We start from the raw sequence: 14,547 nt of genomic DNA on the forward strand, positions 1-14,547 counted from the left end.
TGAAACCGGCCGCGATCAGGGCTGCGGTGCGGGCGGTTCGACAACCCGGCCTGGAAGGACATCCGGGGCCGGTACGCCATCGGCGGCGCGGCGAGCGGCATCGTCTAGGTTCGGTGCGAGTGCGCGAATGCGCGTCTGACGGGCGGCCTCCTCGGCGGCCGCCTTCTCCGCTGCGGCTTTTTCGGCCGCCGCCTTGATGGCGGCGGCACGGGCCTTGTCCATCTCGATCCTGGCGCGACGCCGCTGGCGCTCGATTTGATCGGCCTCGAACACTTCGATCTTATCGAGTTCGCGCTGCAGGACTACGGCAGCGAGGCCGGTGGTCAGGGGCCCGGTATCGACACTGCGGTCGGGCTTCGCGAGCGGGCCGGAATAGGCGAGCTGTATCGAGGGAATCCCTCCGGTCCAGCCCTTCGGAGCGCCGCCACCCGTCAATGTCCCGCGTGCATCGAACCGCCCCGTCGTCAGGTCGACGGAGAGGGTACCGGCCCAGCGCGGTCCGCCGAGATCGAAGGTGAGGGGCGCGGCACGCAGTGAGCCGCCCGAGAGGGTCGCGGGTGCCTTCACCGTTCCCTTCACTGCCATGGGCGCGGTGGCGAGTTCCTCGGCCACCAGGGCCTGGAGCCGTCCCTCCCGGAGCGGATCGTCTTCCGCGAGCGCCTTGGCCAGGGCGCGCTCGATCCCGCCCGGATCGCCGCCGGGAAGCACCAGATTGGTAAGGCTGAGATCGCCGCTTCCGCCCAGATTGTTCGCCATGTTCGCGAGGCTCTGGCCCGAAGCGCCGAAGCGAAGGGTCGCGCTGGCCCGGCCGGAGATCGGTCCCGGACCGACGAGGTCCGCGATGGCGGCGTCGCTCAGGCTGCCTTCCCCGGAGATCGCTGCCGCGCCACCCTGCCGGGACAACGTGATGTTGCCGACGAGGCGTCCCCCGGCGAGACGTCCGTTGACGTCGCGAATCGTGAGGACGCCGTTGTCGAGCCGGGCACCGAAAGCCGCCCCTTCGGCGGTAAAGCGCCGGCCGAGATCGAGCTTATCCACCCTGACGTCAAGGTCGATGGGCGGTCTGACAGCCGGCGCTGCGCCGAACCGTGCGCCGTCTCCGGCTTCCGGTTTCTTCGCGTCGGGCGGGACGATCAGGGAAGCGGCGAGCCAGGGCAGCGAGAGCCGGCCGAGCGCGACGCTGCCGAAGATGTCGCCGGCGGGCGATCGGTTGACATTGGCGAGGACCGTGGCCCCCGCGATCCGCCCGGTGACGTCGGCATGGGCATCGCGTCCGGCCCGCGACAGACCGAGGAGCAGTTCCGCCGGCATCGGCGAGGGTAGGGCATCCGTGCTCCCGGCGAGAACGAGGAAGGGCGCGAGATCCGGCGTCTTCAAAAGGATCTCGCCGGCTTCCGGCGGGGTCTGGCCCGGACCGGGCACGACCGGCTTCACCGTTGCGAGCGTGAGGTCGGCGATGGTGCCGGAGATATCGAGGCCGAGGGCCGGAACCGAGCCGTCGGGCGCGGGCTGACCGCGTGCTCCGCTGATGTGCAGGGCCGCCGGCTTGCGCAGGGCGGCCATGTCCTCGCGCTCGAACCAACGTCCGGCGAGCGGCGTCGTCAGATCGAGGGACAGGCTGTCGATACGCCCGCCCCGCGAGAGCAGGTCGAGGCCGAGGCTGCCGCCTGCGGCTGTTCCGCTGGCGCTGGTGCGCAGGGTGTCGGCGGCACCCGCCTCGCGCTCCAGGGTCACGGCGAGATCGAGGCTGCCCGCCCGCAGGAAGCCGGGGATCATCCGAGCCTCGGCCATCCACGTCCGGTCGAGAAGGGCGATGAGGGGGGCGGCTACCGGCGCCCACATCCGGCCCGCGATACGGCCTGACCCATCCGGCGCGATCCGGCCCGACAGCTTGGCGTTGGCGCCGGCGAGGTCGGTGACGTCGAGGCTGCCGACGTTCAGGCTCGCTCCGTCCGACTGGATGCTGGCGGCGATGGTTCCGTTGCCCGAATGGGCCCCGGCCGGCCCGTAGCGCACGTCCCGCGCCTGGATCGTCAGGCCGAGGTCGTGGTCGTGAAGGCCGGACAAGGCGCTGCCGAAGGAAGGCAGAGCTGCGACATCGATTCCTTGCGCCGAAAGCTGAGCATCGAAGCGCCCGCGCCCGCCCGATTCGGCCTGGGTATAGCGGGCGTTGCCGGTGATCCGCGCCTCGCCGAGGGAGAGCCGGAGGTTTCGCAGTGACGAGGACGGGCTCGCCGTCGAGACGTCCGCGGATACCTGAATCGGGCGCCCGTCCATCACCGCGACAGCCGGGCCGCCGAGGCCGAACTTGCGCAGGTACCGCCCGAACCCGTCGGAAGCGGCGGCATCCAGGGAGACGTTACCCGTGAAGCGCAGGGCCGGTTGCGTATCGACCTCTCCGGATGCGGTGAGGGCGGTGTTGCCCGGCGCCGTCACCGAGAAGCGCCGAAGCGCGAGGCCTCCCGTCCGGTCGAACGTGCCGGACAGCTGGAGATTCGTCCATTCGTCGAGGCCGAGGCCGATGCTTTCGAGGGCGAGGTCCAGATCGACCATCATCGGCAGTTCGGATCCGGCGCGGGGCATCCCGCGCGCCAGCATGGCCTGACCGGCCGTTGAAATCAGGAAGGCATCGAGGTCGAGGCGGCGCGCCTCCAGGGTCAGTGCTGCCCGCCAGGAGCGCAGATCGATTCGTCCGGTTCCGGCCAGTCGCATGGCCTGACCGCCGGGATCGATTTCGGCCTTCACGTCGGAGAACCGCACCACCGGTCCCCGCGCCTTGAACGTGCCGCCCAGGGAGAACGGCAGGTAGGCGCCCGCCACCTGAACCGGCGGCCCGACCACGACCCGCGCCGATCCTTCGGCCTTCGGAATCATCGCACGCAGCTGGCTACCCTGTGCGGGAGCCTCGCCGGGCACAGGTTCGAGTCGGATACGAGTGTCGGCCTCGAAGCGCGGACGGGTATCGCCGCCGCCGGAGAACTTCACGGCGACGCTGCCGTCCTCGGCGGGTTCGCCGGTGGCGATCCGGAAGGCGACCGCGCCGCTCGTCCCCTCGATCCGCCAGGGGCCCAGGAGCTGGGGCGCCGAGAGATGCACGGTCTCGGCCCGCACCTGATCGGTGCGGCCGCTCAGCGGCACGACGGTCGTGAGGATGACCTGTCCGATGGACAGGTCCTCGATGGCGAGATCCTGGTCGGCGAGCGTCTGATAGAGATCGGCGGGAAGGCGGACCGCGTCGTCGTCGCTGATCGGGAGCTTGATTTCCGCTCGCCCGATCCGCGTCTCGGTGAAGCGGACCTCACCCGTCAGCAGCGGTGTGAGACCGATCTCGGCCTTGACGAGCGAAAGATCCAACGCTGGCTTGTCGACCTGTCCGCCGATGCGCAGCCGATCGACGCTCAGTTGCGGCGAGGGGAGAAGCCTGACGGCGATCCGTCCTTCGGTGCGCGCATCGAGACCGAGCGACCTGCCGATCGTCCGGTCCACCAATGTGCGGTAGCTCTCCCAAGCCACGAGGGGCGGGACCGCCAGGGCCGCGACGAGGATCAGGATGACGGCGCCCGCCAGCGCGGTCAGGATGTCTCGCACCGTCTTGGTTTCCGCCTCGCTCCGGCCCGGTCTCCGGGACTGCCATGGGGCGGGCACGTCGTCTCACCGGACGTCATGCCCGGTCGTGCCCCCACCCTGTGCGGCATAGCACAAGGTGACCGGTTCCGCGCCAGAGGCGTTTCTTGCAGTCAACAGCTGCCGGGCATGCCTCCCGGAGCGGATCCGGTCAGCGACGTGGCGTCAGTCCCGAGCCGATCGGGGCCGGACGGGTGACTTCGTTGCGCTGCATCTGCATGCGGATCTGATTGTTCTCGAATTGCTGCTGATGCCGGACGCCGCGAATCTCGCTTTGGGTCGCGAGCCGGTCGTTGGTTTCGTTGAGTGATCGCGTGCCGGGCGACTGGGCCAGGGCGGGGGATAGGCCGGCGACAACGGTCAGCATCGAGATGGCGGATAGGGCGGTACGCATGGAACGTCCTCTGGTGATGATGTTCACGGTATGGTGAGACGACGCCCGAGAGGAAACCGTGGTTCCCCTCCCGGCCACCCATCTGGGGCCGACCTTTTGTCCCAACCCTCGACGTCGTTCGCGTTTTGGTCCAGGGAAGCAACATGAAACAGCATCCCGACGCGACGACGGCCCCTGTGCCGGCGCCGGCCTCCGGCGTGGCGGCCGAGGCCGCGCAGACCTCTATCGCCGCGCGCGCCATGGCCTCCCTCAGGCCACAGGGTTCGCCTTATCTCGAAGGGCTGAATCCCGAGCAGCGCCGCGCCGTCGAGACGACGGAAGGACCGGTCCTCGTCCTCGCTGGTGCAGGCACCGGCAAGACGCGGGTGCTCACCACGCGAATCGCCCATCTGGTTTCGACCGGCAAGGCGCGGCCTTACGACATCCTGTCGGTGACCTTCACCAACAAGGCCGCCCGCGAGATGAAGCACCGGATCGGTGCCCTCATCGGCCCGGCCGGCGAGGGGATGCCCTGGCTCGGCACCTTCCATTCCATCGGTACCAAGATCCTGCGCCGGCACGCCGAGATGGTGGGACTGAAATCGGATTTCACCATCCTGGGGATGGACGACCAGCTGCGCCTGATGAAGCAGGTCATCGTCGACCAGAACATCGACGAGAAGCGCTGGCCCGCCCGCGCCCTGTCCTCGGCCATCGACGGGTGGAAGAACCGCGGCCTCCTGCCGGAGCAGGTCCCCCCCGGCGAGGCGGGGGCCTTCGCCTTCGGCAAGGGCGGCGCGCTCTACACCGCCTATCAGGCCCGGCTCCTGACCTTGAACGCCGCTGATTTCGGCGATTTGCTGCTGCTCTGCCTCAAGCTGTGGCGCGAGAACCCGGACGTGCTGGCGAATTACCAGCAGCGCTTCCGCTACATCCTGGTCGACGAGTACCAGGACACCAACGTCGCCCAGTATCTCTGGCTGCGCCTTCTGGCGCAGGGGCACCGCAACGTCGCCTGCGTGGGCGACGACGACCAGTCGATCTATGGCTGGCGCGGGGCGGAGGTCGACAACATCTTGCGCTTCGAACACGATTTCCCCGGTGCGGCCGTGGTGCGGCTCGAGCGCAACTACCGCTCCACCGGTCATATTCTCTCCGCCGCATCCGGGCTCATCGCCAAGAACGAAGGCCGCCTCGGCAAGACCCTGCGCACCGAAGACGTGGCCGGCGAGAAGGTGACTGTGTCGGGCGCCTGGGATTCGGAGGAAGAGGCGCGCCAACTCGGCGAATCGATCGAGAGCCTGCAGGCCAAGCAGCATCCGCTTTCGGAGATCGCTGTGCTCGTGCGCATCTCGGCCCAGATGCGCGAGATCGAGGACCGTTTCGTTCAGCTCGGTCTGCCCTACCGCGTCATCGGTGGACCACGATTCTACGAACGTGCCGAAATTCGCGATGCGCTGGCCTATCTGCGTGTCACCATGAACCCGGCGGACGACCTCGCTTTCGAACGCATCTTCAACACCCCGAAGAGGGGCCTGGGCGACGCTACCCTACAAATCCTGCATGGCTATTCGCGTTTGCAGCGCGTGCCGCTGCTCCAGGCCGCTCGAAGCCTGATCGAGACCGACGAGTTGAAGCCGCGCGCCCGCTCGGGCGTCCGCGCTTTGGTCGAGAGCTTTTCGCGGTGGGCGCGGATGGTCGGTACCCAGCCGCATTCGGAAGTGGCTCAAACCATTCTGGAGGAATCCGGCTACACCGAGATGTGGCAGAAGGACAAATCCGCCGATGCCGCCGGGCGTCTCGAAAACCTCAAGGAGTTCGTGCGCTCCATGGAGGAATTCCCCGACATGGCTGCCTTCCTCGAACATGTCTCCCTCGTGATGGAGGCGAGCGAGCAGGAAGGGGCGGACCGGGTCTCCTTGATGACCCTGCATGCGGCCAAGGGGCTCGAATTCGACACCGTGTTCCTGCCCGGCTGGGAGGACGGATTGTTCCCGAACCAGCGGGCGCTCGACGAGAGCGGCCGCGCCGGGCTGGAGGAGGAGCGCCGTCTCGCCCATGTGGGCCTGACCCGCGCCCGCAAACGCGCCAAGCTGTCCTTTGCGGTGAACCGGCGCATCCATGGGCTGTGGTCCTCGACGGTGCCGAGCCGGTTCATCGACGAGTTGCCCGCCGACGCCGTCGACGTGGTCGACGCCCCGGCGCATTTCTCCGCCGGCGCCTCGCGCTTCGACCGCAACCCGGCGCCGTTCGGTTCCTCCTACGCGACGCCGGGCTGGCAGCGGGCGCAAGCCAACACTGCCGGCAACCAGGAGTTCGGAGGCGGGAATCGGCAAGCTTTCGGACGGTCCTCGCCGCCCGGACGAGGCAATGGTGGCCCTCGCCAGATCGAAGGCGAGCTCGTGGCAAAGTCGACAGGTGCGCCTTCCGCGTTTTCGGATGGTATGCGAGTCTTCCACACCAAGTTCGGCCCCGGCAACGTGGCAGCCGTCGATGGTAACAAGCTGACCGTTGACTTCGATAAGGCCGGCCGCAAGATGGTTCTCGACAGCTTCATCCAGCCCGGCTGAAGCACCCGGCCGGCTCCACGCTCGATAAGAGATGTGGTCCGGCCGGTTCAGCCCTTCAGCAGGGCAGGAGTGTCATGGTCGAGATGGATGCGCCGACATCCCGCCCTCTCCATCCGCATGACCCGCTTCAACTGTCGCCGCTGAGTCTTCCGAGAGATATTCAGCCACACACTCAAGAATTCGCGCTGTCACGCCCCTGTCGCGACGGGAGCGGCATGGTGCGTGCGTAGGTGATTCGTGGGTCGCGCATGCGGGGCCCGCATCATCTTCGAGGCCAGTCGTCCACAGGCGTCGTGGCGACATCCGGAACTGAAAGACCTGCTCTCGAATTGGCGTAGTGTTGATAAAAGTAGCCGTGCAGGAAAAGTTATCGAGGTTAAAAGACGTCAGCAGGTCGAAGATCAGTTAAACCCTAGTTGGCAAGTCCAGTTGGAGTGTTGATCGATGAAAAGACGGCGCACGCGACTTGAGCTGGTAGAAGACCGCCCGGTGCGGCTGCACCGCACCCGGTTCGACGACGAGCGTAACCTGGCCCCGATCCAACCGCTCACGGAGCGACAGGCCGAGTATTTGGACGCTCTCGCCGTCAACAAGCAGGTCATCGTTCTCGGCCCGGCCGGTACCGGTAAGACCTACATTGCTGGAACCCGCGCCGCGGATCAGCTTCGCCAGCGCCGCATCTCCAAGGTCATCATCACCCGCCCCAACGTCCCCGCTGGCCGCTCGCTCGGGTTCTTCCCAGGCAGCTTAGAGGAAAAAATCGCGCCTTGGGTGACCCCGCTCACCGAGACCATGAAGGAGCGAATGGGCGACGCCGCCTACGAGATCGCCATGAAGACCGGCGACATCGAGGTGGTCCCCTTCGAAGTGATGCGCGGACGCACCTTCAAGAACTGCCTCGTGATCCTCGACGAGGCGCAGAACACCACCACCGCCGAAATCAAGATGTTCCTCACCCGGATCGGCGACGATTGCCAGGTCATTATTAATGGCGACGTGTCCCAGACCGACCTGCGCGAGACGTCGGGCCTCAGAACCGTGATCCATCTCGTCAAAAGCCGCATGATGCCGATCCCGATCGTCGAATTCACCCTCGACGATATCGTCCGTTCGGGCATTTGCGCGGAATGGGTACGGGCCTTCGAGGAAACGAAACTCTGACTTGAGTGTTATCAGCGGCGGGTCGAACCGGACCCGCCGCACGTCTCGGCGTGCGGCAATCATCTCCCCGGCGCCAGCTTGGGAGATCAATCCGAGCGCGGAGCTCGGGTTAAAGAGAACGGAAACGCCCGATGAGAAAATTGATCTTCGCGCTTGCCATGGTCGGAAGCCTCGGCGCAGCCGGCCTCGCCACGAGCGCTTCGGCCGCCCCCGGCGCCCCGATGGGTGTGACCTCCTCCGAGACCGTCACTCCCGTGCGTATGCACCATGCTGAGCGCCGCATGCATCGTCGGATGCACCGCCGTCACCACATGCGCATGCACCGCCACCACATGCGTCACCGGATGATGCATCACCGCCGCATGCACCGGATGTGATCGCAGCAGCGATGTGAATGTGAAAGGGCCCCGATCGGGGCCCTTTTTTGTGCGACGACCGTTAGAGAGTGCTACCGTTCAGAGCTTCGGTGTGGCCGCCGTGGCTTTCACCGATGTTTCCTTGAGCGCGGCATCCTTGGCCGGAGGCGTCTTGGCAACAGGTGACGGCGCACCGCTCGTCGTGGCCTTGCCGGTTTTCACGGGGTCGGCGGCGATCTTGGCCTTCTGTCCCACGGCGCCGGTCACTGTCGGCACCGTGATCGCATGACCAGTATGGGGCGCTTTGCCAGCCTTCGGTGCCGTCTGGATCGTTTCCGGCGCGGATGCGACAGCCGGGATCGTGGCGGCATTGGCCGATGGGGTCGCGGGCGTCGGTGAAGCCTTCGCGGTGAAGAGGCTGCCGAGAACCTTTGTGTAGGCAGGTGAATCCGCGTCGGCATCGGCCACCATGATGCGCGCCGTCGCTGCCGGCTTCTGCGGTTCGGACGCCGCATCCGTCTTCGCGACGATGCTGCCGGACTTGGTCTTGTCGGCCCCCGGCTTGAGGGCGGCCGCAGCGGCCTTGGTCGGGATCGGAGCTTCGGCGGCGGCAAGCATCACCGGCCGTCCCTTGGCATCCACCTCGACCTCGCGCTCGCCGGCCGCCAGGCTCTCGGGCCGGCTCACCTCACCGAGATGATGGCGCGCATATTCCTTGGGGTCGTAGGGGGCCTCCGGCTCTTCCTTCTTCGTCAAATTCGCGAAGGCCATCGTCGAGGCGGGCGGCTGCGGCCGGAAGACCGGATTCTGGCCGCCATCGTCATAGACGACACGCGTCGCGGGCGTGCCCTTGGCGACGAGCTCGGCAATGTCGTGGTTGTCCCGCGCCCGTTTTTCGGCAACGAGCGTATCCACCTTCGGCGAGCACGAGCCGGCCGCCACATCCTGTCCGCCGAAGACGTAGCGTGTGCCACAGACGTTCACGCGCGGCTCTTCGCGCAGGGCCTCGAAATAATCCGAGCCTTCCTTCAGGTTCTTCCAGAACGGCGCGTTCGGGTCGTTGCGGTACTTGGCGAAATTCGTCGCCGTCATCCGGAACGGGTAGGATTGGAACTGGAACGCGCGCTGCCCGCCGGCGAAGGAATCGCGGGCCAGGGCGTAGATCTCGCCCATCGATTCGTCGGTCATGGCGAAACAGCCCGAGGACGAGCAGGTGCCGTGCACCATGATGTAATTACCCGTCCGCCCGTTGGCCCGGTCGTACGTGTTCGGGTAGCCGGTATCGAAAGAGAGATAATAGGACGAGTTCGGGTTCATTTGCCCCGGTGTCACCGTGTAGAAACCCTCAGGGGCCTGCCGGTCTCCCTGCTTGGTCTTGGGGCCGAGCTGGCCCGACCAGCGGCAGATCGGGAAGGTCTTGAGCAGCGCGTATTGGCCGTTCGCGCCACGCTTCCATACCTCCATCTCCGCTTCCTTCTTGAAAGCGCGGATCAGGATGGGGTCGTTCGTCGCCATGCCCTTCTGCGCCATGAGCGCCAAGGTTTTCGCGGGGACGGGAGTCAGGGCCCGCAACGGGACGCCGCCGCCCATCGAGCCGTCCTGGCAAGCGGTGAGGGAGAGAGCGAGCGCAACGATACCGGCAGCCGTAGCCAGGCGTAGAGCCAGCGGGCGCAAAGCCATGGGGAACCCCGTCCTCATTCATGCGCTCGCGGGATCTCGCCCGTCGAACGCCACTCCCCAACCCAATAGCGTCGTTAAACTTACCCGGTTGTTACCGCAAGAAGACGCAAATGGCCGGCTCGTGAGGATGTGGATTTCGGTGGCTTCCTCATTGTGGGCAACACCTTGCCGCAAAGTGTCGTCGAGCCTCGACTTTCAGGCATGCCAGTCGGAGAGCAATCGACTTGATTCCGCTGGTATTTCTCTGTGCGATGCGCCCTAGGCCCGTCGTCATAGCGGGGCTTCACGAACAGTCCCGAGGCGGGATTTAACAAACTCTTCAACGGTTCCGCAGAAGGGATGCGCTAAAACGACGCATCAGAGTTTACGGCCGATATCGAGGAACTTCGCGGCCCGGCGGTCTCGAATCTCGTCGGGGCTCAGACCATCGAGTTCGGCCAGTGCCTTGGCCACGGCCTTGCCCGTATTGGCGATGGCTGCCTCGCGGCCGCGGTGGGCGCCGCCGGTCGCCTCCGGGATGATGCCATCGATGATGCCAAGGCGCAGCAGATCCTGCGCAGTGATCTTCATGGCGGTGGCCGCATCCGCCGCACGGCCCTGGTCGCGCCAGAGGATCGAGGCCGCACCCTCAGGCGAAATCACACCGTAGATCGCATGTTCGAGCATGAGTACGCGGTTGGCGGTGGCAAGCGCGATGGCACCGCCCGAGCCGCCTTCGCCGATGACGACGGCGACATTGGGCACGCCGAGGGCGAGACAGGCCTCGGTGGAACTGGCGATGGCCTCGGCCTGCCCACGCTCCTCCGCCTCGATGCCAGGGAACGCGCCGGCCGTGTCGACGAAGGCGAGGACGGGAAGGCCGAACCGATCGGCCAATTCCATCAGCCGCACTGCCTTGCGGTAACCCTCGGGCTTGGCCATCCCGAAATTGTGGCGCAGGCGGCTCTCGGTGGTGGAGCCCTTCTCCTGGCCCAGCACGCAGACGGCTCGGCTCTCGAAACGGCCGAAACCGGCGACGATGGCCTGGTCTTCGCCGAAGGTGCGGTCGCCTGCCAGGGGAGTAAACTCGGTGATCAGCCCGGCGCAGTAGTCGATGAAATGCGGCCGCTGCGGGTGGCGTGCTACCTGCGTCTTCTGCCAGGGCGTCAGCGTGGCGTAGATGTCCGACAGGGCGGCGGCGGCCTTGCCTTCGAGTCGGCCGACCTCTTCGCTGATGGAGACCGCACCGTCGCGGGCGGCCATGGTCCTCAGCTCCTCCAGCTTGGATTCGAGCTCGGCCACCGGCTTCTCGAAATCGAGATAGGAGCGCGTCACCGACATCGGTCAGAGATCCTTGTTCGTCGCCATTGGTGCGCCGGGATGCCGTGTCGGAGACAACGGCGACGGAAGGCGTCCGGGGCGGGCGGGAAAAGCCGCGATTGGCCGGGGGTGTTGGCGAAGGAACACCGCCTGTCAACCATCCTGGCTCTCAGAGCCGGCCTTCGCCCTACACGACGATAGCCTTAAGCTTGGCCTTGGGTCATGGTGCCGTCATCGTTCGGCGTCCACTCTCCAGCCTGTGTGTATGGCGTCTGGGACGCTATGGAGAGGTCCGCGCCCGTGACAGCGTTTCTCAGCGGCGAATCCCACGTCCTCGTACTCCAGGGCGGTGGCGCACTCGGCTCCTACCAGGCCGGCATCTACGAGACGCTGGCGGCCGAGAACATCCTGCCCGACTGGGTGGCGGGCATCTCCATCGGCGCGATCAACGCGGCCCTGATCGTCGGTAATCCGCCCGAGCGCCGCGTCGAGCGGCTGAGGGCGTTCTGGGAGCAGGTCTCGTCCGGCGTGATGGGCTCACCCTGGTTTCCCGGCGAGAAGGCGCGTGCGGCCTTCAACGAGGCCAGCGCCAACTGGATCGCCACTTTCGGCGTCCCCGGTTTCTTCACGCCACGCGTTCCCCCGGCGACGTTCTATCCGCCCGGCGCCCCGGAGGCGCTGAGCTATTACGACACCGCTCCGCTCAGGGCGACGCTGGAGCGGCTGGTTGATTTCGACCTCATCAACGAGGGGCGCACCCGGCTCAGCATCGGAGCCGTCAACGTGCGCACCGGCAATTTCGTTTATTTCGACAATCGCTGCGACCGCATCACGCCCGAGCACATCATGGCGTCGGGGGCATTGCCGCCGGGTTTCCCGCCGGTGACCATCGACGGCGAGCAATATTGGGACGGCGGCATCGTCTCGAACACGCCGCTGCAATACATCCTCGACGAGGAGCGCAGCCGTGACCTCGTGGTCTATCAGGTCGATCTCTTCGCCGCGCGCGGGCCGATGCCCCGCACCCTGGTCGAATCGGCCGAGCGCGAGAAAGACATCCGCTTCTCGAGCCGCACGCGGCTCAACACCGACAAGAACCTCGAAGCCCGCCGTGCGAAAGCCGCGTTCCGACGGCTGGCCGAGAAGCTGCCGCCCGAGCTGATGAGCGACGAGGACGTCGCCTACCTGCGCCAGGTCTCCCACGCCAATTTCACGACCGTGATGCAGCTGATCTACCGGCGGAAAGCCTATGAGGGAAACTCGAAGGATTACGAGTTCTCTCGCGCCACCATGCTGGAGCATTGGGCGGCGGGTGCCGGTGACATGCGCCGCTCTCTGCGCTCTCCAGCCTGGTGCGACCGAGTGCACGACGAAACCGGCGTAGCCGTGTTCGACCTGACGCGGGACGCCCGCGACTGACGTCATCCCGACCGCTTCATCCCGGAGGCCCATACGCCATGACCCGTGACGAGATCCTGCAAGTTCCCTCGATGCCCGCCTTCAGTCCGAGCTATCCGCGCGGGCCGTATCGGTTCCTCAGGCGCGAATACCTCATCATCACCTACGAGACCGATGCCGAGGCCCTGCGCCGGGCGCTGCCCGAGCCGCTGGAGCCCCACCCCGAGAACCTCGTCTATTACGAGTGGATGAAGATGCCGGATTCCTCCGGGTTCGGCGATTACGAGGAGAGCGGATCGGGCGCCGTCGCCACCTATAACGGCGAGGCCTGCAACTTCTCGATCCAGATGTATCTCGACGACGAGCCGCCGATCACCGCTGGCCGCGAGATCTGGGGCTTCCCGAAGAAATGGGGCGTGCCTCGCCTCAAGGTTATGAAGGACACGCTCACCGGCACGCTCCATTACGACGAGGAGCGCGTTGCGATGGGCACCATGACCTACAAGCACAAGAGCCTGGAGAACGAGCTCGACACGGTGAAGGCCGGCCTCGGCCGCCTCAACGTCAACCTCAAGCTCCTTCCCGACGTGACCGGCGCGCCGAAAGTGGCCCAACTCGTCGGCTATCGCTTGGAGAACATCACCGTTCACGGTGCCTGGGACGGCGAGGCGCGCCTCGACCTGATCCCGCACGTGAATTGTCGGGTCGCCGACCTGCCGGTGAAGCGCATCGTCGGCGGCCGGCACATGATCGTCGACTTCACCTTGCCCTACGGGCAGGTGCTGCACGACTATCTCGCCTGATCGCCCAGATGACCCGAGAGGCTTCCATGATCCTGACATCCAAGACCGCCATCGTCACGGGGTCCACCAGCGGCATCGGCCTCGCCTATGCCCGCGCCTTCGCCAAGGAGGGCGCCAACGTCGTCATCAACGGCTTCGGCAAGCCCGAGGATATCGAGAAGGAGCGCGCCGGGATCGAGACCGATTTCGGCGTGAAGGCGGCCTATTCCCCGGCCGACCTGACGAAGCCCGGCGAGATCGAGGGATTGATCCGCCTTGGCGAGGACACATTCGGCTCGGTCGACGTGCTCGTGAACAATGCCGGCGTCCAGTTCGTCTCGCCGATCGAGGATTTCCCGCCCGAGAAATGGGAGCAGATCATCGCGCTCAACCTCTCCTCGGCCTTCTACACCATGCGATACGCCATCCCCGGAATGAAGGCGCGGGGATGGGGCCGCATCATCAACACCGCTTCGGCCCATTCCCTCGTGGCCTCACCGTTCAAGTCGGCCTACGTTTCGGCCAAGCACGGCATCGCCGGCCTGACCAAGACCGCCGCCCTCGAACTCGCCACCCATGGCATCACCGTGAACTGTATCTCGCCAGGCTATGTTTGGACGCCGCTGGTGGAGGCGCAGATCCCCGACACGATGAAGGCACGGGGCATGACCAAGGAGCAGGTCATGAACGACGTACTGCTGGCGGCCCAGCCGACCAAGCAGTTCGTCACGGTGGAGCAGGTGGCGGCCCTCGCCGTGTTCCTGTGCAGCGACGGTGCGAGCCAGATCACCGGCGCCAATATCCCCATGGATGGCGGTTGGACCGCGCAGTAGCGCGCAGCGAAAAGCCCGCCCCGTCGGCACGACGGGACGGGCTCGTTTCAAGCGAATCTGGTGTTCAGCGGCGGCCGTGCAGGAGCAGGGCGAGGCCGTATCCGACGGCTCCGGCGATCACGAGGGCGATGAGCGGGTTCTCTTCGACACGGCTCTCCACGGCGCGGGCGCCATCGCGAACGTAGCTGCCGCCGCGGTCATAGGCGTCGCCGGCATAGTCGGAGACGTTGCCGGCCACGTCGCGAAGGGTGTCCTTGGCCTGACCGTAGACCTCCTGGGCGCGACCCTCCGCCTCGCGGTAGCGGCCTTCCGCCGAGGTCCGCGACGATCCGACGGCATCGCCGACGGCGCTCTGCACGCGGCCGCCGAGGTCCTTGGCCGTCCCGACGACTCGATCCGTATCAACCATGGGTCAACTCCTTCAGAATCGCAGATGCGTGAGCGGCGCTCCCAAGGTGGCGCCCGCATCCG

General features: G+C 66.4%; 11 protein-coding genes. 6 read left to right on the forward strand and 5 right to left on the reverse strand.

What is annotated here, in order from left to right; genetic code table 11:
• Positions 1 to 15 precede the first annotated feature (15 nt).
• Together ASF32_RS03160 and ASF32_RS03165 are read right to left on the reverse strand one after the other, a co-directional pair.
• Positions 16 to 3,588, reverse strand: a complete 3,573-nt coding sequence (locus ASF32_RS03160; protein WP_056423593.1) for an AsmA family protein — start codon at positions 3,586 to 3,588, stop codon at positions 16 to 18.
• A 187-nt stretch (positions 3,589 to 3,775) separates the two neighbouring features.
• Positions 3,776 to 4,018, reverse strand: a complete 243-nt coding sequence (locus ASF32_RS03165; protein ID WP_056423595.1) for a hypothetical protein — start codon at positions 4,016 to 4,018, stop codon at positions 3,776 to 3,778.
• A gap of 143 nt (positions 4,019 to 4,161) precedes the next feature.
• On the opposite strand from ASF32_RS03165, the gene ASF32_RS03170 reads away from it, so the two are divergent.
• The 3 genes from ASF32_RS03170 (at position 4,162) to ASF32_RS03180 (ending at position 8,105) form a co-directional block, all read left to right on the forward strand.
• Positions 4,162 to 6,567, forward strand: coding sequence for a UvrD-helicase domain-containing protein (locus tag ASF32_RS03170; protein WP_056423597.1), 2,406 nt, complete (start codon positions 4,162 to 4,164; stop codon positions 6,565 to 6,567).
• Between the two features lie 444 nt (positions 6,568 to 7,011).
• Positions 7,012 to 7,728, forward strand: coding sequence for a PhoH family protein (locus tag ASF32_RS03175; protein WP_056423599.1), 717 nt, complete (start codon positions 7,012 to 7,014; stop codon positions 7,726 to 7,728).
• A gap of 131 nt (positions 7,729 to 7,859) precedes the next feature.
• The gene (locus ASF32_RS03180) at positions 7,860 to 8,105 is read left to right on the forward strand and encodes a hypothetical protein (protein WP_056423601.1); all 246 of its coding nucleotides are present in this window, start codon (positions 7,860 to 7,862) and stop codon (positions 8,103 to 8,105) included.
• Between the two features lie 78 nt (positions 8,106 to 8,183).
• On the opposite strand, the gene ASF32_RS03185 is transcribed toward ASF32_RS03180, so the two are convergent.
• On the reverse strand, positions 8,184 to 9,749 hold the full coding sequence (locus ASF32_RS03185; protein ID WP_244477897.1) for a murein L,D-transpeptidase family protein: 1,566 nt from the start codon (positions 9,747 to 9,749) through the stop codon (positions 8,184 to 8,186).
• 372 nt (positions 9,750 to 10,121) lie between these two features.
• Positions 10,122 to 11,084: an acetyl-CoA carboxylase carboxyltransferase subunit alpha gene (locus tag ASF32_RS03190; RefSeq protein WP_056423603.1), complete on the reverse strand. Its 963-nt coding sequence runs from the start codon at positions 11,082 to 11,084 to the stop codon at positions 10,122 to 10,124.
• A gap of 261 nt (positions 11,085 to 11,345) precedes the next feature.
• Between ASF32_RS03190 and ASF32_RS03195 the strand changes: the two genes are divergently transcribed.
• Genes ASF32_RS03195 through ASF32_RS03205 form a run of 3 tightly spaced genes read left to right on the forward strand, consistent with a single transcriptional unit; the run spans position 11,346 to position 14,076 of the window.
• Positions 11,346 to 12,482 carry a patatin-like phospholipase family protein gene (locus ASF32_RS03195; protein ID WP_056423605.1) on the forward strand — a complete coding sequence of 379 codons (1,137 nt, stop codon included), beginning with the start codon at positions 11,346 to 11,348 and terminating at the stop codon, positions 12,480 to 12,482.
• Between the two features lie 38 nt (positions 12,483 to 12,520).
• Positions 12,521 to 13,264 (forward strand): acetoacetate decarboxylase, encoded by a 744-nt coding sequence (locus tag ASF32_RS03200; protein ID WP_056423609.1) that lies wholly within the window; start codon positions 12,521 to 12,523, stop codon positions 13,262 to 13,264.
• A 26-nt stretch (positions 13,265 to 13,290) separates the two neighbouring features.
• Positions 13,291 to 14,076 carry a 3-hydroxybutyrate dehydrogenase gene (locus ASF32_RS03205; RefSeq protein ID WP_056423611.1) on the forward strand — a complete coding sequence of 262 codons (786 nt, stop codon included), beginning with the start codon at positions 13,291 to 13,293 and terminating at the stop codon, positions 14,074 to 14,076.
• Positions 14,077 to 14,140: 64 nt separating this feature from the next.
• On the opposite strand, the gene ASF32_RS03210 is transcribed toward ASF32_RS03205, so the two are convergent.
• Positions 14,141 to 14,485, reverse strand: coding sequence for a CsbD family protein (locus ASF32_RS03210; protein WP_056423612.1), 345 nt, complete (start codon positions 14,483 to 14,485; stop codon positions 14,141 to 14,143).
• Positions 14,486 to 14,547: the final 62 nt, after the last annotated feature.

The sequence above is a fragment of the Methylobacterium sp. Leaf91 genome, assembly GCF_001422815.1.
Classification (GTDB): Bacteria; Pseudomonadota; Alphaproteobacteria; order Rhizobiales; family Beijerinckiaceae; genus Methylobacterium.

Excerpts from the sequence above, each read along its gene's own strand:
- ASF32_RS03165 (WP_056423595.1), bottom strand. The coding sequence starts at position 4,018 with ATGCGTACCGCCCTATCCGCCATCTCGATGCTGACCGTTGTCGCCGGC.
- ASF32_RS03170 (WP_056423597.1), top strand. The coding sequence starts at position 4,162 with ATGAAACAGCATCCCGACGCGACGACGGCCCCTGTGCCGGCGCCGGCC.
- ASF32_RS03175 (WP_056423599.1), top strand. The coding sequence starts at position 7,012 with ATGAAAAGACGGCGCACGCGACTTGAGCTGGTAGAAGACCGCCCGGTG.
- ASF32_RS03180 (WP_056423601.1), top strand. The coding sequence starts at position 7,860 with ATGAGAAAATTGATCTTCGCGCTTGCCATGGTCGGAAGCCTCGGCGCA.
- ASF32_RS03190 (WP_056423603.1), bottom strand. The coding sequence starts at position 11,084 with ATGTCGGTGACGCGCTCCTATCTCGATTTCGAGAAGCCGGTGGCCGAG.
- ASF32_RS03195 (WP_056423605.1), top strand. The coding sequence starts at position 11,346 with ATGGAGAGGTCCGCGCCCGTGACAGCGTTTCTCAGCGGCGAATCCCAC.
- ASF32_RS03200 (WP_056423609.1), top strand. The coding sequence starts at position 12,521 with ATGACCCGTGACGAGATCCTGCAAGTTCCCTCGATGCCCGCCTTCAGT.
- ASF32_RS03205 (WP_056423611.1), top strand. The coding sequence starts at position 13,291 with ATGATCCTGACATCCAAGACCGCCATCGTCACGGGGTCCACCAGCGGC.
- ASF32_RS03210 (WP_056423612.1), bottom strand. The coding sequence starts at position 14,485 with ATGGTTGATACGGATCGAGTCGTCGGGACGGCCAAGGACCTCGGCGGC.